Genomic DNA, 23,965 nt, shown 5'->3' with positions numbered 1-23,965 from the left:
CCCTGGCGTAAGCCTGAAGTGTTGCACTGACGCCACAGCTTTGGCGTGAAAGCGGCCGCTGTGGCGGCTTTGGGCAACGTATGGCGGCTTCATGGCGTTGGACAGTCGTCACGCTGCTTTCGCAATCGAGGATGTTCCAGCATGAAAAAGACGCTGCTCGGCGCGGCCGCCCTTATCGCTTTGCCGATGGCGGGTGCCAACGCGCAATCGGACTGGTTTACGCAGCATCAGACCTATCCGGGCGTGTATATCGGCCTGGAAGGGGGAGCGAACTGGCTGCTCAACTACAATATGGGTGTCGCCAATGGCTACCCCACGACGGGCTGGGCCGCGGGTGCGGTGATCGGCTATGACTTCGTCGGTCCGCGCATCGAGCTCGAAGGCGTCTTCCGGCAGAACGATACGTACATGACCGGGCTTGGGACGTTCGGCGCTTTCAACGCCAGCCGGAACGTCAATCAGGTCGGCGTCATGGTGAACGCTCTGTACGACTTCCTGCCGGGCGCGATGGTTACGCCCTATATCGGCGCCGGTGCCGGCGTCGGCTTCGTCGACGGCGTCGATATCTTTGGCGCCACGACCTCACTCAGCAACACCGTGTTTGCCTACCAGGGCATCATCGGCCTCGGATGGAACGTCGACAACAACTTCCGCGTCAACCTCGACGGCCGCTACTACGGCACGACCAATCCGGCCTCGGCCTATGGCAATTGGAACAACAACAACTTCAGCGTGATGCTGGGCGTCAGCTACAAGTTCGGTCAGCCGGAGGCGGTTGCTCCGCCGCCGCCACCGCCGCAGCCCAGTGCGCCATCCTTCATGGTGTTCTTCGACTGGGACCGCTCGAACCTGTCGCAGCAGGCCCTGAGCACGATCCAGCAGGCGGCCGACGCCTACAAGACCAAGGGCAGCGCCCGCATCACCGCCACCGGCCACACCGACACGTCCGGACCGGCGAGCTACAACATGGCGCTGTCGCTGCGTCGGGCGAATGCGGTCAAGGACGCCCTTGTGCGTGACGGCGTGCCGGCGACGGCGATCTCGGTGATCGGCAAGGGCGAGACCCAGCCGCTGGTGCCGACCGGCGACGGCGTGCGCGAGCCGCAGAACCGCCGTGTCGAGATCGTGATCCAGTAGCGCTCCGCTTTTTGCAAAATCGAACGGCCGGGTCTGCCCGGCCGTTCTCTTTTGGATTCAGAGAAGAAGCCCGTCCCGCGGGGGAGCGACGGGACGGGCCATGCCCTTCGTCAGGAAAGGGCGGCAGGAATGAGCTGCCTGCTGAGCCGTCAACGCGACATCGTGAGGGATCGTTGCACCTCTGCCCGCTGGCCATTGTGACCGTTTGTGGCCACGATGACGGGTACGGTTGCGTACGTTCGAGGAGCGGAGATGGGCGACGATCTTTACCGAATGACAGCGGTCGAGGCGGTGACGCGGCTGAAGAAGGGCGAGCTGACGCCGCTTGATCTGGTCGAGGCGTCGGCGCGGCGCATCGCCGAGGTCGAGCCGGCGGTCAACGCGTTGCCGACCCTTTGTCTCGATCGCGCTCGTATCCACGCCAGGCGCATCATGTCCGGCACGGACGCCTGTGAAGCGAAGGACGAAGCGGGTTGGCTCGCAGGCCTTCCCGTGTCGATCAAGGACCTGACGGACGTGGCCGGCGTGCGCACCACCTACGGCTCGCCGATCTTCGCCGACCATGTGCCGACGAAATCCCATCCGCTGGTGGAGCGCATCGAGCGCAAGGGCGGTATCGTGATGGCGAAATCCAATACGCCCGAATTCGGCGCCGGCGGCAGCACCTTCAACGAGGTGTTCGGCCGCACGCGCAACCCCTGGAACACGGCCCTTACCTGCGGTGGCTCGACTGGCGGCGGCGCGGTTTCGGTGGCGACGGGCGAGGTCTGGCTGGCGCACGGCTCCGACCATGGCGGCTCGTTGCGCCGTCCCGGGACCTATTGCTCGGTGGTCGGTCTCAGGCCATCGCCCGGCCGGGTGACGCGCGGCACGTCGAACAATCTCTATTCGCCGCAGTCGGTGCAGGGACCGATGGCGCGCACCGTTGCCGATCTCGCCCTGTTTCTCGATGCGATGGCGGGTTTCTGTACACACGATCCGATGACGTTCGATGCGCCGGCCGTCTCGTTCAGTGCCGCCGTCGCTCGTCCCGTCGCGCCAACCCGGGTGGCTTTCACCGCCGATCTCGGCGGAAGGATGGCGCTCGACCGCGAGATTCGCGAAATCTGCACCAAGGCGGCCCGGCGTTTCGAGGAGCTGGGCTGCATCGTCGAGGAAACGTCGCCCGATTTCGGGCCCGTGGACGAGGTGTTCATGGCGCTGCGCAGCCAGCAGTTCGTCGTCGACCGCGAGCTGCAGCTCCAGCAATACCGCGACAAGATCAAGCCCGACATCATCTGGAACACCGAGCTCGGCCTCGAGCAGACAGCCAGCCGCCTCGCTTGGGCCGAGCGTGAACGCGCGGCGCTTTTCAGGCGCATGAGCGAATTCTTCCAGACATACGATTTGCTGGTGACGCCCGGCGCGCCGACCGCCGCCTTCGACGTCCATCTGCGCGCGCCTGCCACCATTGCCGGCAAGAAGCTCGAGAACTATATGGCGGGATCGACCGTCAATTCGGCCATCACCGTTGCCGGCAGTCCCGCCGTCGCCGTGCCCTGTGGCTTCGACGCATACAGCCGACCGGTCGGTTTGCAACTCGTCGGCAAGCCGCGAGGCGAGGCGGCGCTGCTGCAGGCCGCCTCGCTCTACGAAAGCCTGATGGGACTGCACAAGCTCCTGCCCATCGACCCCAAACCCGGAACCGTGCCACCCTCCTTCTGAAGCGACAGGAGGAAACGAAACGATGCGGGTGGTGATCACCGGGGCCAGCCGCGGCATCGGCCGGGCCGTCGCGCTCAGGCTTGCGGCCGATGGCGCCAGGGCCTTCACCTTGTGCGATGTCGCCTATCTCGACGAGCTGGAGGCGCTGGCCCGGTCGCTGCGCGCCTCGGGTTGCGAGGTGCGAACCTTGAAGGCCGACATGGCGAGGCCGAACGCGCCGGCACGCGTGATTGCCGTCGCGGCCAAAGCCATGCGCGGCATCGATGCGGTCGTGGGAAACGCCGGCATCACGGCTCCCGGCAGGCTGCTCGATCTCGACATCGCCACCTGGGATCGCGTGTTCGACATCAATCTGCGTGCCAACTGGCTGCTGGGCAGGGCGGCGCATCGGCATCTGGCAAGATCGAAGGGCGCCATCGTCACGATCGCTTCGATGGCCGGACGTCTGCCGCAATTGCCGACCGGCGCCTACAGCCCGGCGAAGGCGGCGTTGATCATGCTGACCGAGATGATGGCCATGGAATGGGCTGCCGACGGCATCCGCGCCAACTCGGTGTGCCCGGGCTTCGTTCATACCTCGATGACAGACGCGATCTATCGCAATCGAACGCTCGCGCGGCGGCGAGCGGAGATGGTGCCGCTCGGTCGCGTGGCAACGCCGGACGATATCGCCGATGCTGTCGCCTACCTGCTTGGCCCCGCAGCGAGTTATATCACCGGGCAGGCCCTCGTGGTCGACGGCGGACTGACCAAGTCGCTGCTCGCGCATGTGCCGGGGATCGCCGCCACACCGAAGGGGAAATGAGAGATGAAAGCCTCGCTGTTCTACCTGCCCAGTATCGGCAGCCGTGCCGAGATCGAAGCCGGCATGGCGGGCATGCGTCCCGACTTCTACCAGCGCATGCTGAAGGAGCTGTCCGAGCAGATCCGCCTCGGCGACGACCTGGGCTACGATTCGGTGAGCTTCACCGAGCATCATTTCCATATCGAAGGGTTCGAGCTCTCCAACAACCCGGTGCTGCTCGATCTCTACTTCGCGATGCAGACCAGGCGCATCCGGGTGGGCCAGCTCGGCATCGTCCTGCCGGCCTCCAATCCGATCCGCGTCGCCGAGGACATCGCCATGCTCGACCACATGACCGGCGGCCGGGCCTGTGCGGGCTTCGCGCGTGGGTACCAGCGCCGCTGGGTCGATGTCATGGCGCAGCAGACACACGGCATCCACGGCGCCCTGCCCAACCAGCACGACGAGATCGATACCGCCAACCGGCTGGCCTTCGAGGAGAATTTCCGCATCGTCAAGAAGTGCTGGACGGAGGAAATGCTCACTTTCGACGGCAAGTTCTGGAAGGTCCCGGCCGGCCCCACGCCGTGGACGCTCGATACCACCGCGAAGTGGGGCAAGGGCGTGGAAGGCGGCATCCTCAAGGCCGTCGGCGTCGTCCCGAAGCCGCTGCAGAAGCCGCATCCGCCGCTCTTCCAGCCGTTCGCGAGCTCGGAGAACACGGTCCGCTTCTGCGCCCGCGAGGGCATCACCCCGATCCTGCCGCCCATGCATCCGGTCTACGAGGACAAGCTCTACAGCGTCTACGCCGAGGTTTCGGGCAAGCCCAAGGGGCAGGGGGTGGGCGTGCTGCGCGACGTCATCATCGCCGACAGCGATGCCGAGGCCATCGCGCTGTGGCGCGATTCCGGCCAGTTCTCGGGGCGCGCCTGGTTCGAGCCGTTCGGCTTCCGCAAGGGCATGCAGGATCCCAAGACCGGCGAATTCCCCACGTCGGAGCAAGTGATTGCCCAAGGCTACGCCTTCGTCGGCACGGTCGACACGGTGTTGCGCGCCATGGAGACCCAGCAGGCGCGGCAGCCGGTGGATTGGGTATTCTGCTACACCTACAACAGCCTGGTGCCGCATCCCAGGCTGATGAAGTCGATCGAGGCCTTCTGGACGAAAGTGATGCCGCGTTTCCACTGACGTCCGCCGCGATGATCCCGGCTGGACGGCGATGTTCGGGCCGTTCAAACTTTCGCAAACAGGGGAGCTTTCGACGATGAGCCTGCACCGTCTGCTGGCGGCTATCCTGCTTGTCGGCGTCGCGCTCGCGCCAGTGGCGCGGGCGCAGAACGCGATCAAGCCCGCGATCGTCTACAGCACGGGCGGCAAGTTCGACAAATCCTTCAACGAAGGCGTGAGCGCCGGCGCGGAGAAGTTCAAGGCCGAGACGAAGGTGGCCGTCGCCGAGTTCGAGCCCAGCAACGAGACGCAGTTCGAGCAGGCCCATCGCCGCTTCGCCCAGCGCGGCTACGATCCCATCGTCGCCGTGGGCTTCTCCCAGGGTGTGGCCCTGGGCAAGGTCGCGAAGGAATTTCCCAAGACGCACTTCACGCTGATCGACAGCGTGGTCGATCTGCCGAATGTCCAGTCCGTCACCTTCAAGGAGCACGAGGGCTCGTTCCTGGTCGGCGTCGCGGCAGCGCTGGCCTCGAAGACCGGCAAGATCGGCTTCGTCGGCGGCATGGACATTCCGTTGATCCGCCGCTTCCAGTGCGGCTACGAGCAGGGCATCAAGTATGCCAATCCCAAGGCCGAGCTGATCGCCAACATGACCGGCACCACGCCGGCGGCATGGAACGACCCCGGCCGTGGCGCCGAACTCGCCAAGGGCCAGTTCGACCGCGGCGTCGATGTCGTCTATGCCGCCGCCGGCAGCACGGGCATCGGCGTGCTGCAGGCGGCCAAGGACCGCGGCGAGTACGCGATCGGCGTCGATTCGAATCAGGACCATCTGCATCCCGGCACCATGCTGACCTCGATGATCAAGCGGGTCGATCTCGCCACCTATCGCAGCTTCGAGGCGGCGCAGGCGGGGAGGTGGCAAGGCGGCGTATCGGTGCTGGGTCTCAAGGAAGGCGGCGTCGACTGGACCCTGGACCAGTACAACGAGAAGCTGATCACGCCCGAGATGAAGGCAAAGGTGGAGCAGGCCAAGGCCGACATCATCGCGGGGAAGATCGTGGTTCACGACTACATGAGCGACAATTCCTGCAAGTGACGCGCGCGCCGTCCCCCACAGCACCGCCGGCCATAGAGTTCCTGGCGATCGACAAGTCGTTCGGCAGCGTGCAGGCGGTGCGCGGTGTGTCGCTTCGCCTCGAAGCCGGCACGATCACGGGCATCATCGGCGAGAATGGTGCCGGCAAGTCGACGCTGATGAACATCCTGTTCGGTCTCCATCAGGCGAATGCCGGCGAGATCCGCATCGACGGCGTGCCGGTGCGCCTCGAAAGCCCGCACGACGCCATCGCGCACGGCATCGGCATGGTCCATCAGCACTTCATGCTGATCGAGAGCTTCACCGTGCTCGAGAATCTGGTGCTGGGCGCTGAAAGGGGCTTTGTGCTGAGGGGCGGCCTCGCCTGGACGCGGGCCGAGGTCGAGCAATTGACCCGAGAATACGGGCTTTCGGTCGACCCCGATGCCCGGGTCGCCGATCTGTCGGTTGGCGAGCAGCAGCGGGTCGAGATCCTGAAGGTCCTGCTGCGCGGTGCGCGCATCCTGATCCTCGACGAGCCGAGCGCCGTCCTCACGCCGCAGGAGACCGATCGTCTGTTCGTCGTTCTCAAGGCGTTGCGCCAGCGCGGCGTGACCGTGCTGCTGATCACCCACAAGCTGCGCGAGGTCATGGCGGTCACGGATCGCGTCGTCGTGATGCGGCAGGGCGAGGTGGTTGCCGAGCGGCCTACGGCCGGTACCGATCCGCAGGAGCTGGCCGAGCTGATGGTCGGCCGCAAGGTGCGCCTGCAGATCGAGAAGGCGCCCGCGCATCCCGGCCCGGTGATGCTGCACGCCGACGGCCTGCGCCTGATCGACCGCTACGGCCGGCCGTTGCTCGACGATGTCGATCTCGATCTCCGGGCAGGCGAGATCGTCGCCATTGCCGGCGTGTCCGGCAATGGCCAGGCGGAGCTGCTGCAGGTGCTGGCGGGCATCCGGGCGCCGACGGCGGGATCACTCGCGATTTGCGGCCGCCGGTTCGATGCGCGCCATCCCGGCGATCCGGCCGACCGCCGGGCGATCGGACTGGCCCACGTCCCGGAAGACCGGTTGCGCCAGGGGCTCGTCGCGCCATTCCCGGCGGCCGAGAGCTCGATCCTGGGTTATCAGGACGAGCCGCGCTTCAGCCCGCGCTGCCTTCTCGACAGACCGGCGATCGGCGCCTACTGCCGCGATCTCATGGAGCGCTTCGATGTGCGGCCTCGGCTTCCAGGGCTGAGGTCATCGCAGCTTTCCGGGGGCAACCAGCAGAAGCTCGTGCTGGCGCGCGAGATGGCGCACGAGCCCGAGGTGCTTCTGGTGGGGCAGCCGACGCGCGGCGTCGATATCGGCGCCATCGAGTTCATTCACCGCGAGCTGGTCAAGGCGCGCGATCGCGGTTGTGCCGTGCTGGTCGTCTCGACGGAGCTCGACGAGGTCCTGACGCTCGCCGACCGCGTGCTGGTCATGTTCGCCGGCCGAATCGTCGGCGAGGTCGAGCCGGAAGGAGCCGACGAGCGGCGTCTCGGGCTCATGATGGCGGGATCGGTCGCGTGAGGCTGTCGCGTTCCGCACTCCCCGTCTGGGCCGAGCTTCTGCTCGCGCCGCTGATCAACATCGTGCTCGCCTTCCTCGTGGTCGGCATCATCGTGCGTCTGATCGGCATCGACCCGCTCCATGCGCTGAACCGGCTGGTGCTGGGCGCGGTCGGCACGCCCGAGTCGATCGGCTACACGCTCTACTACGCCACCAACTTCGTCTTCACCGGGCTGGCCGTAGCGCTCGCCTTCCACGGCGGCCTGTTCAATATCGGCGGCGAAGGGCAAGCCTATATCGGCGGCCTGGGTTGCGGGCTCGCGGTGCTGGCCTTCGACCGGTACCTGCCGGGCTGGCTGATGGCGCCCATCGCCATTGCCGCGGCGGCGCTGTTCGGTGCGGCATGGGCCGCCGTTCCCGCCTGGCTGCAGGCCTGGCGGGGCAGCCACATCGTCATCACGACCATCATGCTGAACTTCGTGGCGTCCGCGCTGATGGTCTATCTTCTGGTGAACGTGCTGATCGCCCCGGGCTCCATGACACCGCAAAGCCGCGGCTTCGGCCCGTCCGGCCAGTTGCCTGCCCTGTCAGGGTCTCCCCTCAATCTCTCGATCGTCCTCGCGCTCGCCTGCTGCGCCGCCGTCTGGCTGTTCCTGTGGCATACGCGCTGGGGCTACGCCCTGCGCGCCATGGGCCACAATCCTGAGGCCGCGCGCTATGCCGGCACCGATCTCAGGCGCATGACCATGCTCGCCATGTGCCTCTCCGGCGCGCTCGCCGGATTCGTCGGCGTCAACGAGCTGATGGGCGTGCACCATCGCATCGTGCTCGACTTCCCGGCGGGCTACGGCTTTGCCGGCATCGCGGTCGCGCTCATGGGGCGCAACCATCCGCTTGGCGTTGCGCTGGCGGCGCTGCTGTTCGGAGCGTTGCAGCAGGGCGGCGCGGAGCTTGCCTTCGACGAGCCGGCGATCACCCGGGAGATGGTGGTCGTGATCCAGGGTCTTGTGATCCTGTTCTCCGGCGCGCTCGAGCAGTTGCCGCGGCCCTGGATCGCTGCCCTCTTGCCGCGTCGCGGATGATCCATGGAGGATCTTCCCCCTATTGTCTTTCTCGCCGCCGCCGCTACGCTCAGGACGGCGACACCGCTCATCCTGTGCGCCATGGGCGGACTCTTCTCGGAACGAAGCGGCATCGTCGATGTCGGTCTCGAGGGCAAGATGCTGATCGCCGCCTTCTTTGCCGCCGTCGGCTCGACGCTGACCGGGTCCGCATGGTGCGGGGTGGCGGCGGCGGTCGTCGCTGCGGAGATCCTGGCGCTGCTGCACGGCTTTGCCTGCATCACCCACCGCGGCAATCAGGTGGTGAGCGGCGTGGCCCTCAACATCCTGGCCGCGGGCCTCACTGTCGTGCTCGGCAATGCCTGGTTCCATCAGGGCGGCCAGACGCCTCCGCTCGATCGGCCAGGGCAGCGGCTGATGCCGATCTTCCTTCCCCGCGCCGGCGACAACATCCTGGTCTATGCAGCGCTGGCGAGCGTGCCGCTCACCTGGTGGCTGATCGCGCGCACCCGCTTCGGGCTCCGGCTGCGGGCCGTAGGCGAGATGCCGCTGGCCGTGGACGCCGCCGGCATCTCGGTGGCCTGGCTGCGCTACCGCGCGGTGCTGCTGTGCGGTCTCCTCGCGGGCCTCGCCGGCGCCTATCTTTCGATCGCGCAGAACGCCGGCTTCAGCCGCGACATGACCGCAGGCCAGGGTTTCATCGCCCTTGCCGCCATCATCTTCGGCAAATGGCGGCCATTTCCGGCCTTTGGCGCCTGTCTCATCTTCGGCCTGCTGGACGCCGTCGCCATCCGCCTGCAAGGCGTGACCGTGCCCGGGATGGGCGAAGTGCCCGTGCAATTCATCCAGGCCTTGCCCTATCTTCTCACCGTGTTCCTGCTGGCCGGCTTCGTCGGACGCGCCGTGGCGCCCAAGGCGATCGGCATTCCTTACGAGAAGGAGCGCTGACATGGACGATCTGCTCCGTCTCGCGCGCACCATGATGGTGCGGGCCTATGCGCCCTATTCGAAATTCCATGTCGGCGCCGCCGTGCGCGACGAGGAAGGCGGTCTCCATGGCGGCTGCAACGTGGAGAATGCCGCCTACCCGGAGGGATTTTGCGCCGAGGCGTCAGCCATCGCCGCGCTCGTCGCGGCAGGCAAGCGGCGCGTGACGGAATGCGTGGTGATCGGGCCAGGGCCGGAGGTCATCTCGCCCTGCGGCGGCTGTCGGCAGAAGCTGCGCGAGTTCGCGGCCGACGATGTCAAGGTCCATCTCTGCGGTCCCGATGGCCTGCACCGCACCGTGACTGTGGGCGAGTTGTTCCCCATGTCGTTCGGCCCGCATCATCTCGGTCGATCATGATCGAGGCGATCGCGCGCCATGCGCCCGGCTTCAGACCCAAGGTGGCGGTCCTGCTGGGTTCGGGACTGGGCAGTTTCGTCGAGGAGGTGAAAGCGCTGGCGGCGATCCCTTATGCCGAGCTGCCGGACTTCCCGAGGCCGACCGTCGCCGGGCATGAAGGGCGGCTCGTGCTCGGCCATGTCGGGGCAACGCCGGTCGCCGTCCTGCAGGGCCGGGCGCACTACTACGAATTCGGCCGCGCCGACGAGATGCGGACGCCCATCGAGGCGATGGCGGAGCTGGGCTGCGAGACGCTGCTGCAGACCAACGCGGCCGGCAGCCTGCGGCTCGACATGCCGCCAGGCTCGCTGATGGTCATCACCGACCACATCAACTTCACGGGCGTCAATCCGCTGTTCGGCCTCGGCGCCGATCGGCGCTTCGTCGACATGGTCGATGCCTACGATCCGATGCTTGCACAAAGGCTGCTGGCGACGGCGAAGGCAGCCAGCATCCGCTGCCACGACGGCATCTACATCTGGTTCTGCGGACCGAGCTTCGAGACGCCGGCCGAGATCCGGGCCGCCGTCACGATGGGCGCGGATGCAGTCGGCATGTCGACCGCACCGGAGACCATCCTTGCACGCCATGCCGGCCTCAAAGTGGCGGCTGTCTCGGTGATGACCAACTACGCCGCCGGCCTGGTTCCAGGCGCGATCGGCCACGACCAGACCATCACCGTGGCGAACGCATCCGCCGGGCAGCTCCGCCGGCTGCTGCGCGGTTTCCTCGAAAGCTACGGCTGAAGCAGTCATGCTGCCGCAGGAGATCATCCGCAAGAAGCGCGACGGCAAGGTGCTGTCGGCCAGGGAGATTGCCGAGATCGTGCGTGGCATCACCGATGGCAGCCTCAGCGAAGGCCAGGTGGCGGCCTTCGCCATGTCGGTGTTCTTCCGCGACATGGTGCTTGAGGAGCGTGTGGCCTTCACCCTGGCGCTCGCCCGATCGGGTGTCATGCTCGACTGGTCGGATCTCGATCTGCCCGGTCCGGTGATCGACAAGCATTCGAGCGGCGGGGTCGGCGACAAGGTGAGCCTGATGCTGGCGCCCGTCGTCGCGGCCTGCGGCGGCTTCGTGCCGATGATCTCGGGTCGCGCCCTCGGCCATACCGGCGGCACGCTCGACAAGTTCGACTCGATCATCGGCTACGAGACACAGCCGGACGTGGCGACTTTCCGCAGGGTCGTGCGCGAGGTGGGCTGCGCAATCATCGGCCAGACCGACGATCTCGCGCCGGCGGATCGGCGCCTCTACGGCATACGGGATGTGACGGGGAGCGTGGAATCGATCCCGCTGCTCGTGAGCTCGATCCTCAGCAAGAAGATCGCGGCCGGTCTCGGCGGCCTGGCGATGGACGTCAAATGCGGCTCGGGCGCCTTTTGTGACAGCGAGCCGATGGCGCGCGACCTGGCGCGGAGCCTTGTCGCCGTCGCCGAGCGTGCCGGCCTGCCGATCGTGGCGCTCGTCACCGACATGGACCAGGTGCTGGGGCGGAATGTCGGCAACGCGCTCGAAATGGCCGAAGCCGTTGCCTATCTCAAAGGCAGCAGAACGCGCGATCAGCGTCTGCATGAGGTGGTCATGGCGCTGGCGGGAGAAATGCTGGCCCTGGGCGGCCTCGCGTCGAGTGTCGCGGCCGGCCGGTCGCGGGCCGACGCCGCGTTGGCCGATGGCAGCGCCGCGGAGAGGTTCGCGCGCATGGTGGCGGCTTTGGGCGGTCCCGGCGACTTCGTCGATCGTGCCGAGCGCTACCTGGCACAGGCTCCAGTCGTGAAGCCCTGTCGCGCCGAACGCGGCGGCCATGTCGTCGGGATGGATGCGCGGCAAATCGGCATTGCCGTGGTTGCACTGGGCGGCGGTCGCCGCCATGCCGACGACGCCATCGATTCCTCCGTCGGCTTGACCGGCGTGGTCGATGTGGGCGCGTACGTGCAGGCCGGCGACGAGCTGTGCGCTGTCCATGCGGCGAGCGAAGCCGATGCGGAGTCGGCGATCGCGGCCGTTCGCGAGGCGATCCATATCGACGATGCGTCCCCTCCGGAAAGGCCGGTCGTGATCGACCGGGTGGTTCCGTGAGCGATATCGATCTCGCCACCTACGAGCGCGACGGCTTCCTTGTGCTCGAACGGTTCGTGTCGTCGCAGGATTGCGACGCCCTGCAGGCGCGTGCTGCCGAGCTGGTCGCGGCCTTCGATCCCGGACCGGCGCGCACGATCTTCTCCGCCCGCGACCAGGGCCATGCCCGCGATCGCTATTTTCAGGAGTCGGGCGAGGCCATCCGGTTCTTTTTCGAGGAGGAGGCGGCGGACCGGCCGACCGGGCTCGCCCTGAACAAGATCGGCCACGCCTTGCACGATCTCGACCCGGTATTCGATCGCGTTTCGCGCCAGCCATGCCTGGCCGCGCTCGCCGCTGCGCTGGGCCTCACCCAGCCGCTGCTGCTGCAATCGATGTATCTCTTCAAGCAGCCGCGGATCGGGGCGGAAGTGGGCTGGCACCAGGACGCGACCTACCTCTACACGAGGCCCTCGACAGTAACCGGCTTCTGGATGGCGCTCGACGACGCCGACCGAAACAATGGCTGCCTGCTGGCGCTGGCCGGCGCGCATCGCGGCCCGTTGCGCGAACGCTTCCATCGGGTGGGATCGGATCTGATCACGTCCAGGCTCGATGCGACGCCATGGCCCGACGCCGAGCCCGTCGCGCTGGAAGTGCCGCGCGGGTCGCTGGTGGTACTGCACGGATTGCTGCCGCATGCCAGCGCCGCCAATCGCTCCGACCGTCCGCGGCACGCCTATGCGCTGCACCTGATCGACGGCCAGGCCGTCTACGATGCCGACAACTGGCTTCAGCGTCCCGATCATCCGCTGCGAGGTTTCAATTGATCCCCAAGGCCGAACTGCACTGCCATCTCGAAGGTTCCATCACGCCGGCGCTGGCGCGGGAACTCGCGGCGCGCAACGGACTGGCCCTTCCGGACGGCCTGTTCGGTCCGGACGGCAGCTATGTCTGGCGGGATTTCCTGAGCTTCCTGGCCGCCTATGACCGGGTCTGCGGCGTGCTAAAGACGCCACGCGATTTTGGCGATGTGATCTATTCCTATCTCGTCGGCGCTGCGGCCCAGGGGGCCGTCTATGTCGAGATGTTCTGCTCGCCCGAGCGGCCGAAGGCGCTGGGCATCGCTTATGCCGACTGGCTGGCGGCATTGGCCGACGGCATCGACCGGGCCAGCCGCGAGTGCGGCATCGTCGGCCGCATCATCGTGGTCTGCATCCGCCACCTTGGCCCGGAGCGCGCCCTTGCGCTGGTCGAGCGCATGGTCGCCGAGCCGCATCCTTATGTGGTGGCCTTCGGCATGGGCGGCGACGAGGCGAAGTACACCCCGGCCGACTTCGCGCCGGCCTACCGGCTGGCGCACGAGAAGGGGTACGGCTGCACGGTCCATGCCGGAGAAGTGTTGGGGCCCGAGAGCGTCTGGGGGGCGATCCGGGCCTTGCCGGTCAGCCGTATCGGCCACGGCGTGCGATCCGCCGAGGATCCCGCCTTGCTGGAGGAGTTGGCGCGGCGCGGCACGGTGCTCGAGGTCTGCCCCGGCAGCAACATCGCGCTTGGCGTCTATCCCGACCGCGCCGCCCATCCGCTCCATCGATTGATCGCATCCGGCGTGCGGGTGACGCTCAACTCGGACGATCCGCCATTCTTCCATACGACGCTGGCCGCCGAATACGAGGCGGCGGGCCTGCCGGACACGGCGCTGCGCCAGATCGTGCGAACGGCGATCGAGGCATCGTTCGTCGATGCCGCGACGAAGCGGCGACTGCTCGAGGGGGTGCAATCATGATCATGCGCAAGGGGACGGCGCTGGCCATCGCCATCGTCGCGATCACGGGAGCGGCAGCGCGGGCCGAGGAGCCGCCGCCGAACGACCTGCTGCTGGCGGTGCTCTGGAACCAGCGCTCGGTCGAATACAAGGGCAATGCGCTCACGGTCTATGCACTCGCGCGCGTCCGCCTCGACGAGGCATTGGCCGACAGGAGCTGGACGGCCGCGCCCGTCGAGCAGAAGGGCGACTACGCGAATTTGCCGCCTGCGGTCGTGCTCGATATCGACGAGACGCTGCTGGACAACTCGCCCTACGAGGTCTGGATGATGAAGGCCGACCAGTCCTTCAGCACCAAAACCTGGAACCAGTTCTGCGCGGCGCAGATCTCGAAGGCGATTCCTGGCGCCGTGGAGTTCACGCGATATGCCGACTCGCGGGGCGTGAAGGTCTTCTATATCAGCAACCGCGACGCCGTGACCGAGAAGGACACACGCGAGAACATGGAGAAGCTGGGCTTCCCCATGAGCGGCAATGTCGATACCTTCCTGATGCAGAACGAGCGACCGGACTGGGGCAGCCGAAAGGGCACGCGCCGGGCGTTCATCGCCAGGGACTATCGGATCCTGCTGAACTTCGGCGACAATCTCGGCGATTTCGACGACCGCTACCGCAGCAGCGAGGCGGAACGGCAGAAGGTGTTCGAGGAGGACAAGGCTCATTGGGGCCGCGACTGGCTGGTGATCGCCAACCCGACCTACGGGTCGTTCGACACCGCGCCCTACGGCCACGACTTCAAGAAATCGCGCGAGGCGCAGCGCAAGGCCAAGTGGGACGTGCTCGAAAGCTGGAGCGGCCCGAAGGAGTAGGTGTCAGATCGCCTTTTCGCTGTCGGCGTCGAACAGGTGCAGGCGCTCGGGCTTGAGCGCGAGCCTGAGCTTGTCGTGCGGGCGCACGCGCACGGTGGGCTCGATGCTCGCGGCGAACAGGGCCGACCCGACCCGTGTATCGAGCAGGATCTCCGAGCCGAGCTGCTCGACGACCTCGACGCCGGCGTCGAAGCAGTGGCCGACGGCATCCGCCGGCCCGGCGATGTGGATGTCCTCGGGCCGGATGCCGAGCGTCGCCTTGCGCCCGACCTGTGCGCGGCCGCGCCCCGCGAGGTCGGACGGCAGGGCGATCTTGAGGCCGGGCGCCTCCGCCATGATCTGGCCGCCGCTCTCCACCAGCGTCACGTCGGCGAAGTTCATGGCCGGGGAGCCGATGAAGCCCGCCACGAAGCGGTTGGCCGGGGTGTTGTAAAGCTCGAGCGGCTCGCCCACCTGCTGGACGACACCGTCCTTCATCACGACGACGCGGTCGCCGAGCGTCATGGCCTCGACCTGGTCGTGGGTGACGTAGATCGCCGTCGTCCCCAGCCGCTCGTGAAGCTTCTTGAGCTCGACGCGCATTTGCACGCGCAATTTGGCGTCGAGATTGCTGAGCGGCTCGTCGAACAGGAAGACCTTTGGGTCGCGCACGATGGCCCGGCCGAGCGCCACGCGCTGGCGCTGGCCGCCCGAGAGCTGGCGCGGCTTGCGATCGAGCAGCTTCTCGATGCCGAGGATCCCGGCGGCGCGCTTGATGCGCTGCTCGATCTCGGCCTTCTGGAACTTCCGCATCTTGAGCCCGAACGCCATGTTCGAGGCGACGCTCATGTGCGGGTAGAGCGCGTAGTTCTGGAACACCATGGCGATGTCGCGGTCCATCGGCGGCACTGCGTTCACCACCGTGTTGTCGATGCGGATCTCGCCGTCGCTGACCGCCTCGAGGCCGGCGATCATGCGCAGCGTCGTGGTCTTGCCGCAGCCTGAAGGCCCGACCAGCACGACGAACTCCTTGTCGCGGATCTGCAGGTCGACGTCCTTCACGGCATGGAAGGCCTCGAACCGCTTGTTGAGCTTGTGCAGGCTGACTTCGGCCATGGACGCTAACCCTTCACCGAGCCGGTGAGGCCCGATACGTAGTGTTCGACGAAGAACGAGTAGACGATCGCCACCGGGACCGATCCCAGAAGCGCGCCCGCCATCAGCGAGCCCCAGAAGAACACGTCGCCCCGAATCAGCTCCGAGGTGACGCCCACCGCCACCGTCTTCTGCTCGGGCGAGGAGAGGAAGACGAGGGCGTAGATGAACTCGTTCCAGGAGAGCGTGAAGGCGATGATGCCGGCCGACAGGATACCGGGCACGGCGATCGGGACGATGATGTAGAGCATCGCCTTCCAGCGCGAGGCGCCGTCGATGCGGGCGCACTCCTCGAGCTCCTTCGGGATCGCCTTGAAGTACCCCATCATCAGCCAGGTGCAGAAGGGGATCAGGAAGGTGGGATAGGTGAGGATCAGCGACCACGGGGTGTCGCCGAGGTGAAAGTTGCGGATGATCTCGGCCAGCGGGATGAACAGCAGGGTCTGCGGCACGAGATAGGTGATGAAGATCATCGTGCCGAGGCTGCCGGCGAAGGGGAAGTTGAGCCGGGCCAGGGCATAGCCCGCCAGCACGCCGCAGAACAGCGAGATCACCGTCGAGGTGACGGCGATGAACATCGTGTTCACCATCCATCGCCCGAAATCGGTTTCCTCGAAGAGGTAGCGGAAGTGCTCGAGCGTGGGGTGGTTGGTCCAGAACGGCATGTAGTTCACGGCGTTCCACGGCCGATAGAGCTCACCGTCCGGCCGGAAGCTCGTGACGATCATCCAGTAGAAGGGAAACAGCAGGACGAAGACGAACAGGATCAGCGGGATGTTGTAGAAAATCCATCGCCGCCACAGCGCACCCTCGATCATTCACGCACCTCCCTGCCGGCGCTGCATGTCAGCGGACCTCCACGCGGCGGATGTAGAGGAGCTGGATCACCACGATCACGAACAGGAACGGGAACATCGCGAGCGACACTGCCGCGCCCTGCGACAGCAGGCCGGTGCCGATGCCGATCTGGTAGGCGTAGGTGGCGAAGAGGTGGGTGGCGTTCGCCGGCCCGCCGCCGGTCATGACATAGACGAGCTGGAAGTCGGCGAAGGTCTGGATCACCGAGAACAGCATCACCACCATGGTCACCGGCAGCAGGAGCGGCCAGGTGATCAGCCAGAAGCGCGCCCACGGCCGCGCCCCGTCGATCGCCGCCGCCTCGTTCAGCTCGGGGCTGATGGTCTGCAGGCCGGCGAGCAGGCTGATGGCGAAGAACGGCACGCCGCGCCAGATATTGACCACGATGATCGACGCCATGGCGAGGTTGGGATCGCCCAGCCAGTTGATGCGCTGGGTGATGAAGTCGAGCTGGTGGAGCGTCCAGTTGATGACGCTGAAAGTCGGATCGAACATCCACTTCCAGGCGAAGGTCGACAGCACCGTCGGAATGATGAACGGCAGGAGGATGAAGGCCCGCACCAGGGCTTTGCCGCGGAAATGCCGGTTGAGCAGCATCGCGAGCCACAGCCCCAGCCCGAGCTTGAACACCGTCGTGACGCCCGTGTACCAGAAGGTGTTCCAGACCGCCGTCCAGAAGATGTTGTCGTTCCAGAGCTTGGCGAAATTCGCCAGGCCCACGAAATGACCGGGATCGCCGACCCGGGCGTCGCTCAGCGCCAGCAGCACGCCCTCGACGAAAGGATAGGCGATGAACAGGCCGAGCAGGATCGCCGTCGGCGCAAGCAACACCAGGGCCAGCCAACGCTCGTCTTCGAGCTTGCGCAGCCGCGGGACGGGGCGTCTGGCTGCTGCCGTACCCGGGACGGCGGTCACTGTCATGCGGTACCCGTCGGTTTGGGTTGCGGGATGGCGGTCCGCCTCAGGCCGAGTAGATCTTCTTCAGCTCGCCCTCCGCCCATTTCACCGATTCCTCCGGCGCCATGCCCTGCACCGCCTTGGCATACATGTCGGTGATGATGTACTTCGACAGGCCCTCGGCGGCCTTGGCGTTGGGCGGACCGGCATAGCCCGGCGCCTGGCCGAGACGGGCCGCGACCTTGAACGGCGCGAGCACCGGGTCGGCGTTCCATACCGGGCTCGACTCCCACTTGGTCGTCGGCGGCGTCGAGTAGCCCTTCTGCGACTCGAACCACTTGCCGTAGTTCTTCTCGGCGTGGATCCAGCGCAGGAATTCCTTCGCGGCAGCCTGGTTCTTGGAATACTTCATCAGCATGTCGGATTGCATCAGGTGCATGCCGAACTGACCCGCCGGGCCCTTCGGCAGGGGCGAGTGCATGATGTCTTCCTTCATCGGCTTGCCCTTCTCGGTCTGGTACTGGTCGGGCTTGCGCAAGGTCTCGATGTAGATCGAGGCGCCGTTCAAAGTCGCCGAGATGGTGCCCGACAGGAAGGCGCGGTTGTTGTTGGTATCGTCCCAGGCCAGCCCACCCTCGTCGCAGCAGTCCTTCCAGAACCCGGTCATGAACTTGACCGATTCGATCGTTTCCTTGGAGTTGATGGCGACGGTCTTGCCGTCGGCCTCGACCTCCTTGCCGCCCCACGACCACATGAAGGGATAGGTGAAGGTCGGCGCATCGCCAAAAGTGTGGCCGAGCGTCTGGCCGATCGGCCGACCTTTGGCTTTCAGCTTCTTTCCCGCGTCGTGATACTCCTGCCAGGTCTGGGGAAAGGCGTTGAAGCCCGCTTCCTCGAACCACGACTTGCGGTAAGCGACCATGGCGCCGATCACGGCCCATGGCATGGCCATGAACATTTTGCCGTCGCTGCAGAAGGAACGGCAGTATTTATAGATGCCGCCTTCGCGCTTGCTGAGCTCCTCGGCAATGTCGCTCACGTCGACCACGCTGTTGGCGTAGATGTAGGTGTAGTTGTTGAATGCCATGATCAGGTCGGGCCCCGAGCCCGACTGGATGGCCGCCGTGGCGCGCGGTTGCAGGTCGTTGCCGTTCACCGTCTCGAGGTTGATCTTCATGCCGAGTTCCTTCTCGGCCGCCGGTATCAGTTCCTTGCGCAGGAGCGTGTCGGATGCCGGCACGAAGTCGACCCAGCGCAGCCAGTGGACGGTTTTCTGCTGGGCATAGGCGGGCGTGCGACCCGAGGCGAGGATTCCGGCCATACCCGTGGACGCGACGGCGGCTGCGCTGCCGGCAAGCTTGATGACACTCCGACGTTTCGTCTGAACCATGTTTTCTTCCTCCCAGAAGACGACCGCCTCTCTGGACGGCATTTGTTGGCGTCATCGTACGCATCTGGAAGGAATGGGCGCAAGTCGTGCCGCGGAATTTTTCCTGGCGAGTCGGGAAAGCGATTTCACGTTCCGTTGTGCGGCGTCTGGATGAGGGCTGGATCGAGCGTGAATAGGTCCTGCGCCCGACCCACGCCGCGCAGGGCGAAGCGGCCGACCGACACCAGCTTCTTGCGCTTCTCGGCCGGCAGGGCGTCGGCGAACGCGGAGGAGATCAGCAGCGGACGGTCGACCGAACGACACATCGACGCGATGCGGCTCGCCTCGTTCACCGCCGGCCCGACGACGGTGAAATCGAGCCGGTCGACACTGCCGATATTGCCGTAGAACACTTCGCCGATATGCAGGCCAAGATAGACCGTCGAGGTCGGCCGCGCTTCCATCGCCCGCCTGGCGTTCAGCGCCTGCACGTTACGGCGCATCGCCGCTTCGGCACGAAGTGCGCTGGCACAAGCCACGGCTGGATCCTTGGCGCGGAAGATCGCGAGCGTGCCGTCGCCGATCAGCTTCAGCACCTCGCCGCCGGCCTCGTGGATCGCCGTGATCACCGCATCGGCATAGTCGTTCAAGAGCGGAATGATCTCGTCGGGGGCGGCCGTATCGGTGATCGACGTGAAATCGTGGAGATCGGAGAACCACAGCACGGCATCGATGCGGTCGGCGACGCCGCGCTGGATGCGGCCCTTGATCACGCGCCGTCCGGCGTCGCGGCCGAGATAAACCTCGACCAGCGTGTCGGCCACGTTGGCGAGCGCAGCGCTCTTCATGGCAAGCCCCAGGGCCGGTGCGAGGCGGCGGAGGGCCGCGATGCCCGCGTCGCCAAAGCCCGCGGCGTTGCGCGTCGACCATCCGGAATAGACGCAGTCCATCTCGCCGATCGTGGCGTCGGATGCAAAGCGGTAGACGAAAGCGATGTAGTCGGTATGGCCCAGCGCCTTCATTTCCTCGATGACGGGAAAGTCGGCCGACTCGCCGAAGCCGATGCGCCGGCGCAGCTCCTCGCTGCCAGTCTGCAGCAGATGGTAGAAGGGGCTGCGCCGCCAGGTCTCGGCTGTGGCGCCGTCCGTCGTACGGCCGTACGTCGTGGCTGCTTCCTCCTCGACGTCGTCATTGCGCCAGCGGAAGACGGTGCCTTCGTGCACCGGATGCAGCGTGTCGATGACCACGAGCGCGCGCCCGATCGGCAACCCCGCCGTGTTGCACTTCTCGCAGAATTCGCGCAGCAGATCGGCTTCGCTGGCGCCTTCCAGGCCGCGGCGGGTCACCCAATCGGCAATGCGGTCGACATCGAGCGAGTTCATCGCCTCCAATGTAGGCGGTATCGGCGACGAAACCAGAGTGCACTCCGCTAAGCGGCGCGATCCCGGAAATGGCAGGCCGCGCGGTGGTCGGGCGTGACAGCGGCAAGCGCCGGCAGCTCCTGCGAGCACCGGTCGACCTTCAGCGGGCAGCGCGGGTGGAAAGGACAGCCCGGTGGAGGATTGAGCGCGCTCGGGATCTCCCCCTTGGCCTTGGCCCGGGCGGTGGCGGCCGCGGCGCGCTGGAACGGATCGGGGATCGCCGCGATCAGCGCGCGCGTGTAGGGGTGGCGCGGATTCTCGAAGATCTCCTGCCAGCCGCCCTGCTCGACGATGCGGCCGAGATACATTACCGCCACGCGATCGCTCACATGCTCGACCACGCCGAGATCGTGGCTGATCATGATGTAGGCGAGGCCCATCTCGTCCTTGAGCTCCAGCAGCAGGTTGATGATCTGCGCGCGGATCGAGACGTCGAGCGCCGACACGGGCTCGTCGCAGATCACGAGCTTGGGACGCAGGATCAGCGCGCGCGCGATGCCGATGCGCTGGCGCTGGCCCCCCGAGAACTCGTGCGGGTAGCGATCGGCATGCTCGGGCCGCAGCCCTACCCTGGCCAGCATGTCCATCACGCGTCCGTCGACCTCGCGCCTGTCCGTCACGCCCTGCAGGCGCAGCGGGTCGGCGAGGGTGCGACGCACGGTCTGGCGCGGATTGAGCGACGCATAGGGATCCTGGAAGACCATTTGCACGGTTCGCGCCGTCTCGAGCCGCGTGCGCTGCTTGAGATCTCGACCATCGAGCGCGATGCCGCCGCGCGTCGGCGCGATCAGCCCCATGATGGCCAGCGCCAGCGTGGACTTGCCGCAGCCCGATTCGCCGACCAGGCCGAGGCACTCGCCCGGCTTCACCTCGAGGTCGATGCCCTCGACGGCCTTGAGGGTCTTGATGCCGCCGGCAAGCGCGCTGCCGACCGTGAAGTGCACCGCGAGATCATCAAGAGCGAGCAGCGGATCAGGCATGGTGGTGGCACCGCACCAGGCCGCCGGCCGGCAGCAGCGACAGCTCGGGCGGGACGCTGCGGCAGATTTCGGTCGCGGCCGCGCAGCGCGGATTGAAGCGGCAGCCGGCGGGGTAGGCGGCGATCGAGGGCACGACCCCGGAAATCTCGCGCAGCTTCCGTCGGCCGCGCTGCGCCCGCTCGCCCAGCCGGGGCAGGGAATCCACCAGGCCTTGCGTATAGGGATGGCGGGGCGTGGCGAAGATCGCGTCGGCGGCCTGGCTCTCGACGATGCGGCCGGCATACATCACCGCAACGCGCCGGCACATGTTGGCGACCAGGCCGAGATCGTGGCTGATCATCAGGATCGCCGTTCCCTTGGCGGCGCAAAGCTCGGCCATCAGGTCGATGATCTCGGCCTGCACCGTGACGTCGAGGGCGGTCGTGGGCTCGTCGGCGATCAGGAGGTCCGGGCCGCAGGCAAGGGCGATCGCGATCATCACGCGCTGGCGCATGCCGCCCGAGAGCTGGTGCGGATAATCGCGGATGCGGCGCTCGGGCGAGGGCACGCGCACCTGCCGCAACGCCTCCTCGGCGCGATCCATCGCCTCGTTCCAGGAGGCGCCCTTGTGCAGCACGAACATCTCGGCGATCTGCTTGCCGACCGGCGAGAGCGGATTGAGCGCCGTCATCGGCTCCTGGAAGATCATGGCGATGCGGCTGCCGCGCAGCCGCCGCCACTCGGCGGCGGAAGCGTTCTGGATCTCCTGTCCGTCGAGCACGATGCGGCCGCCGGCCAGCGACAGGGGACGGCGCAGGAGCCCCATTACGGCAAGGGCGGTGATGCTCTTGCCGCAGCCCGACTCGCCCACCAGGCCGAAGGCCTCGCCGCGGCCGATCCCGAACGAAACGTTCTCGACCGCGTCGTGGATCGCGGAGTCGCCGGCGAGCGCGATGCGCAGCCCGTCGACCTCGAGGAGCGGCAGCATGGTCATGCGCGTCGCGTCGCGGTTTGCGGATCGAGGATGTCCCGCAATCCGTCGCCCAGGAGATTGAGGCCGAGCACCGTGAAGAAGATCGCAAGGCCGGGGAAGACCGACAGCCAGGGCGCCGTGGTGATCTGGTCGCGCGCCTCGGACAGCATGCTGCCCCAGCTCGGGAAGGGCGGCCGGATGCCGAGTCCCAGGAACGAGAGCGCCGCTTCCGCCAGGATCGCGCCGCCCATGCCCAGCGTGGCGATCACGATCAAGGGCCCCAGCATGTTGGGCAGGAGCTGGGTGAACATGATGCGGAGATCGCCATAGCCCAGGATGCGCGCGGCCTGGACGTAGCCCTGGCTTTTGAGCGACAGCACCTGGGCGCGCGCGAGCCGGCAGGAGTAGGACCAGTTGGTGAGGCCGAGCGCGATGACGAGGCTCACCAGGCCGGGCCCCAGGATGGCCATGATGGCGAGTGCGAAGATCAGCGAGGGGATGGCGAGCATCAGGTTGGTCAGGCCGCTCACCAGGTCGTCCCACAGGCCGCCCCAGTAGCCCGCGCTCAGTCCCAGCGACACGCCGATCAGGCTGTTCACGATCTGACTGACGACGCCCACAGTGAGCGAGATGCGCGACCCGTAGACGATGCGGGAGTAGATGTCGCGGCCCTGCGCGTCGGTGCCGAACGGAAACTCGAGGCCCGGCGGGATCTCGGCGTTCATCAGGTTGGCGCTCATCACCGGGTCGGTGAGCGCGATCAGCGGAGCCGTGATCGCCACCACGATCGCGAGGCCGACCAGCGCGCCGCCGATCCACAGGGACAGCCCGCCCTTGAGCCTGAATCTGCGCCTCGCGGCGACGTCAGCCGTAGCGGATGCGCGGGTCGATAGCGACATAGGCGAGGTCGATCAGTGTGTTGATGACGAGGAAGAAGGTCACGATCAGCAGGATGCAGCCCTGGACCGTGGGGATGTCGCGCTGGAACACCGAGTCGACCAGCAGCGAGCCGACGCCGGGCCACGAGAACAGCTTCTCGACCACGACCGCGGCGCCCATCAGCGAGCCGAACTGCAGGCCGATGGTGGTGATCACCAGCACCAGCGCGTTGCGCAGAACATGCCATTCCACGACCCGCGTCTCGGTCATGCCCTTGCTGCGGGCAGTGCGCACGAAATCGGCATTCAGCACGTCGAGCACGGCGGCCCGCGTCGTGCGGGCGAGCAGCGCCATCGGACCGACGCCGAGCGCCACGGCCGGCAGGATCAGATGGCGGATCCCGCCGTCGCCGTAGCCGAAGCTCGGCAACCATTTGAGCTGAAGCGCGAAGAGGTACATCAGCATCAGCCCCAGCCAGAACTGCGACAACGACAAGCCGGAGATCGCCCCCACCATCGAGGCGGTGTCGATCGCGCTGCCCGGCTTGAGGGCGGCGAGGAAGCCCAGCGGCACACCGACGGCGATGGCGAAGCACATGGCGGCGAAAACGAGCTTCAGCGACGGCCAGACGCGGGCGGAGATCAGCTTGGTCACCGGCTCGCGGGTGCGAAACGAAGTGCCGAGGTCACCGACCGCGACATGCGTCACGTACTTGGCGAACCGCGTCGCGACCGGATCGTCCAGGCCCATCTCCTTGCGCATGCGCTCCATCACCGCCGGATCGATAGCGGTGCGGCCGTCCTCGTTCATGGCCGACACGAAGCTGCCGGGCAGGACGCTGAACAGCAGGAAGATCAGCGCCACGACGGCAGCGAGCGTGGGGACGATGTTGGCGACGCGGCGCGCGAGGATGGGGAGCATCGGGACTCCTCG

The 23,965-nt window shown here is 66.6% G+C and carries 23 protein-coding genes; 14 read left to right on the top strand and 9 right to left on the bottom strand.

The features are described from left to right. Positions 1–141: 141 nt before the first annotated feature. The 14 genes from OJF58_RS06760 to OJF58_RS06695 all read left to right on the top strand — a co-directional run bounded on the left by OJF58_RS06760 (position 142) and on the right by OJF58_RS06695 (position 14,542). Entirely contained in the window at positions 142–1,137 is a 996-nt protein-coding gene (locus tag OJF58_RS06760; RefSeq protein WP_300782963.1) for an OmpA family protein, read from the top strand. A 252-nt stretch (positions 1,138–1,389) separates the two neighbouring features. After that, complete coding sequence (locus tag OJF58_RS06755; RefSeq protein ID WP_300782961.1) at positions 1,390–2,841, top strand: amidase family protein; 1,452 nt, start codon at positions 1,390–1,392, stop codon at positions 2,839–2,841. Positions 2,842–2,863: 22 nt separating this feature from the next. After that, entirely contained in the window at positions 2,864–3,646 is a 783-nt protein-coding gene (locus OJF58_RS06750; protein WP_300782958.1) for an SDR family NAD(P)-dependent oxidoreductase, read from the top strand. A 3-nt stretch (positions 3,647–3,649) separates the two neighbouring features. Further along, positions 3,650–4,813, top strand: a complete 1,164-nt coding sequence (locus OJF58_RS06745; RefSeq protein ID WP_300782956.1) for an LLM class flavin-dependent oxidoreductase — start codon at positions 3,650–3,652, stop codon at positions 4,811–4,813. Between the two features lie 76 nt (positions 4,814–4,889). After that, positions 4,890–5,891: a BMP family ABC transporter substrate-binding protein gene (locus OJF58_RS06740; protein WP_300782954.1), complete on the top strand. Its 1,002-nt coding sequence runs from the start codon at positions 4,890–4,892 to the stop codon at positions 5,889–5,891. Beyond that, positions 5,888–7,429 (top strand): ABC transporter ATP-binding protein, encoded by a 1,542-nt coding sequence (locus OJF58_RS06735; protein ID WP_300782952.1) that lies wholly within the window; start codon positions 5,888–5,890, stop codon positions 7,427–7,429. The genes OJF58_RS06740 and OJF58_RS06735 overlap by 4 nt, the downstream gene beginning before the upstream one ends. Beyond that, on the top strand, positions 7,426–8,490 hold the full coding sequence (locus OJF58_RS06730) for an ABC transporter permease (RefSeq protein ID WP_366526821.1): 1,065 nt from the start codon (positions 7,426–7,428) through the stop codon (positions 8,488–8,490). The genes OJF58_RS06735 and OJF58_RS06730 overlap by 4 nt, the downstream gene beginning before the upstream one ends. Positions 8,491–8,493: 3 nt before the next feature. After that, positions 8,494–9,417, top strand: a complete 924-nt coding sequence (locus OJF58_RS06725) for an ABC transporter permease (protein WP_300782950.1) — start codon at positions 8,494–8,496, stop codon at positions 9,415–9,417. Position 9,418: 1 nt separating this feature from the next. Beyond that, positions 9,419–9,814, top strand: a complete 396-nt coding sequence (locus OJF58_RS06720) for a cytidine deaminase (protein ID WP_300782948.1) — start codon at positions 9,419–9,421, stop codon at positions 9,812–9,814. Then, entirely contained in the window at positions 9,811–10,599 is a 789-nt protein-coding gene (locus OJF58_RS06715) for a purine-nucleoside phosphorylase (RefSeq protein WP_300782945.1), read from the top strand. Before OJF58_RS06720 ends, OJF58_RS06715 begins: the two co-directional genes overlap by 4 nt. 7 nt (positions 10,600–10,606) lie before the next feature. Continuing rightward, on the top strand, positions 10,607–11,929 hold the full coding sequence (deoA, locus tag OJF58_RS06710) for a thymidine phosphorylase (RefSeq protein WP_300782944.1): 1,323 nt from the start codon (positions 10,607–10,609) through the stop codon (positions 11,927–11,929). Next, positions 11,926–12,738 (top strand): phytanoyl-CoA dioxygenase family protein, encoded by an 813-nt coding sequence (locus OJF58_RS06705; protein ID WP_300782941.1) that lies wholly within the window; start codon positions 11,926–11,928, stop codon positions 12,736–12,738. The genes deoA and OJF58_RS06705 overlap by 4 nt, the downstream gene beginning before the upstream one ends. Beyond that, positions 12,735–13,694, top strand: coding sequence for an adenosine deaminase (gene add, locus OJF58_RS06700; protein ID WP_300782939.1), 960 nt, complete (start codon positions 12,735–12,737; stop codon positions 13,692–13,694). Before OJF58_RS06705 ends, add begins: the two co-directional genes overlap by 4 nt. After that, positions 13,691–14,542, top strand: a complete 852-nt coding sequence (locus tag OJF58_RS06695; RefSeq protein WP_300782936.1) for an HAD family acid phosphatase — start codon at positions 13,691–13,693, stop codon at positions 14,540–14,542. Before add ends, OJF58_RS06695 begins: the two co-directional genes overlap by 4 nt. Positions 14,543–14,545: 3 nt before the next feature. Here OJF58_RS06695 and ugpC read toward each other — a convergent pair whose 3' ends face one another. The 9 genes from ugpC to OJF58_RS06650 form a co-directional block, all read right to left on the bottom strand. After that, positions 14,546–15,637 (bottom strand): sn-glycerol-3-phosphate ABC transporter ATP-binding protein UgpC, encoded by a 1,092-nt coding sequence (gene ugpC, locus OJF58_RS06690; RefSeq protein ID WP_300782933.1) that lies wholly within the window; start codon positions 15,635–15,637, stop codon positions 14,546–14,548. 5 nt (positions 15,638–15,642) lie between these two features. Then, on the bottom strand, positions 15,643–16,494 hold the full coding sequence (locus tag OJF58_RS06685) for a carbohydrate ABC transporter permease (protein WP_300782930.1): 852 nt from the start codon (positions 16,492–16,494) through the stop codon (positions 15,643–15,645). Positions 16,495–16,522: 28 nt separating this feature from the next. Further along, entirely contained in the window at positions 16,523–17,455 is a 933-nt protein-coding gene (locus OJF58_RS06680) for a sugar ABC transporter permease (RefSeq protein WP_300782927.1), read from the bottom strand. Between the two features lie 40 nt (positions 17,456–17,495). Next, complete coding sequence (locus OJF58_RS06675) at positions 17,496–18,821, bottom strand: extracellular solute-binding protein (protein ID WP_300782924.1); 1,326 nt, start codon at positions 18,819–18,821, stop codon at positions 17,496–17,498. A 125-nt stretch (positions 18,822–18,946) separates the two neighbouring features. Next, positions 18,947–20,182: an adenylate/guanylate cyclase domain-containing protein gene (locus OJF58_RS06670; RefSeq protein WP_300782921.1), complete on the bottom strand. Its 1,236-nt coding sequence runs from the start codon at positions 20,180–20,182 to the stop codon at positions 18,947–18,949. A 47-nt stretch (positions 20,183–20,229) separates the two neighbouring features. Then, complete coding sequence (locus OJF58_RS06665; protein WP_300782918.1) at positions 20,230–21,201, bottom strand: oligopeptide/dipeptide ABC transporter ATP-binding protein; 972 nt, start codon at positions 21,199–21,201, stop codon at positions 20,230–20,232. Continuing rightward, positions 21,194–22,174 carry an ABC transporter ATP-binding protein gene (locus tag OJF58_RS06660; RefSeq protein WP_300782916.1) on the bottom strand — a complete coding sequence of 327 codons (981 nt, stop codon included), beginning with the start codon at positions 22,172–22,174 and terminating at the stop codon, positions 21,194–21,196. The genes OJF58_RS06665 and OJF58_RS06660 overlap by 8 nt, the downstream gene beginning before the upstream one ends. Beyond that, on the bottom strand, positions 22,171–23,052 hold the full coding sequence (locus OJF58_RS06655; RefSeq protein ID WP_300782913.1) for an ABC transporter permease: 882 nt from the start codon (positions 23,050–23,052) through the stop codon (positions 22,171–22,173). Before OJF58_RS06655 ends, OJF58_RS06660 begins: the two co-directional genes overlap by 4 nt. Next, positions 23,018–23,953: an ABC transporter permease gene (locus tag OJF58_RS06650; RefSeq protein ID WP_300782910.1), complete on the bottom strand. Its 936-nt coding sequence runs from the start codon at positions 23,951–23,953 to the stop codon at positions 23,018–23,020. Before OJF58_RS06650 ends, OJF58_RS06655 begins: the two co-directional genes overlap by 35 nt. Between the last annotated feature and the right edge of the window lie 12 nt (positions 23,954–23,965).

Origin of the sequence: Enhydrobacter sp. (assembly GCF_030246845.1) — a bacterium.
Lineage (GTDB): Bacteria > Pseudomonadota > Alphaproteobacteria > Reyranellales > Reyranellaceae > Reyranella.
The sequence above is the reverse complement of the archived record's forward strand: the minus strand, read 5'-3'. Positions and strand labels throughout refer to the sequence as shown.

Coding starts and splice junctions, on each gene's coding strand:
- OJF58_RS06655 (WP_300782913.1), bottom strand. CDS start 23,052: ATGTCGCTATCGACCCGCGCATCCGCTACGGCTGACGTCGCCGCGAGG.
- OJF58_RS06695 (WP_300782936.1), top strand. CDS start 13,691: ATGATCATGCGCAAGGGGACGGCGCTGGCCATCGCCATCGTCGCGATC.
- OJF58_RS06715 (WP_300782945.1), top strand. CDS start 9,811: ATGATCGAGGCGATCGCGCGCCATGCGCCCGGCTTCAGACCCAAGGTG.
- OJF58_RS06675 (WP_300782924.1), bottom strand. CDS start 18,821: ATGGTTCAGACGAAACGTCGGAGTGTCATCAAGCTTGCCGGCAGCGCA.
- deoA (WP_300782944.1), top strand. CDS start 10,607: ATGCTGCCGCAGGAGATCATCCGCAAGAAGCGCGACGGCAAGGTGCTG.
- OJF58_RS06720 (WP_300782948.1), top strand. CDS start 9,419: ATGGACGATCTGCTCCGTCTCGCGCGCACCATGATGGTGCGGGCCTAT.
- OJF58_RS06760 (WP_300782963.1), top strand. CDS start 142: ATGAAAAAGACGCTGCTCGGCGCGGCCGCCCTTATCGCTTTGCCGATG.
- OJF58_RS06740 (WP_300782954.1), top strand. CDS start 4,890: ATGAGCCTGCACCGTCTGCTGGCGGCTATCCTGCTTGTCGGCGTCGCG.
- OJF58_RS06725 (WP_300782950.1), top strand. CDS start 8,494: ATGGAGGATCTTCCCCCTATTGTCTTTCTCGCCGCCGCCGCTACGCTC.
- OJF58_RS06650 (WP_300782910.1), bottom strand. CDS start 23,953: ATGCTCCCCATCCTCGCGCGCCGCGTCGCCAACATCGTCCCCACGCTC.
- OJF58_RS06685 (WP_300782930.1), bottom strand. CDS start 16,494: ATGATCGAGGGTGCGCTGTGGCGGCGATGGATTTTCTACAACATCCCG.
- OJF58_RS06665 (WP_300782918.1), bottom strand. CDS start 21,201: ATGCCTGATCCGCTGCTCGCTCTTGATGATCTCGCGGTGCACTTCACG.
- OJF58_RS06745 (WP_300782956.1), top strand. CDS start 3,650: ATGAAAGCCTCGCTGTTCTACCTGCCCAGTATCGGCAGCCGTGCCGAG.
- ugpC (WP_300782933.1), bottom strand. CDS start 15,637: ATGGCCGAAGTCAGCCTGCACAAGCTCAACAAGCGGTTCGAGGCCTTC.
- OJF58_RS06755 (WP_300782961.1), top strand. CDS start 1,390: ATGGGCGACGATCTTTACCGAATGACAGCGGTCGAGGCGGTGACGCGG.
- OJF58_RS06680 (WP_300782927.1), bottom strand. CDS start 17,455: ATGACAGTGACCGCCGTCCCGGGTACGGCAGCAGCCAGACGCCCCGTC.
- OJF58_RS06660 (WP_300782916.1), bottom strand. CDS start 22,174: ATGACCATGCTGCCGCTCCTCGAGGTCGACGGGCTGCGCATCGCGCTC.
- OJF58_RS06670 (WP_300782921.1), bottom strand. CDS start 20,182: ATGAACTCGCTCGATGTCGACCGCATTGCCGATTGGGTGACCCGCCGC.
- OJF58_RS06750 (WP_300782958.1), top strand. CDS start 2,864: ATGCGGGTGGTGATCACCGGGGCCAGCCGCGGCATCGGCCGGGCCGTC.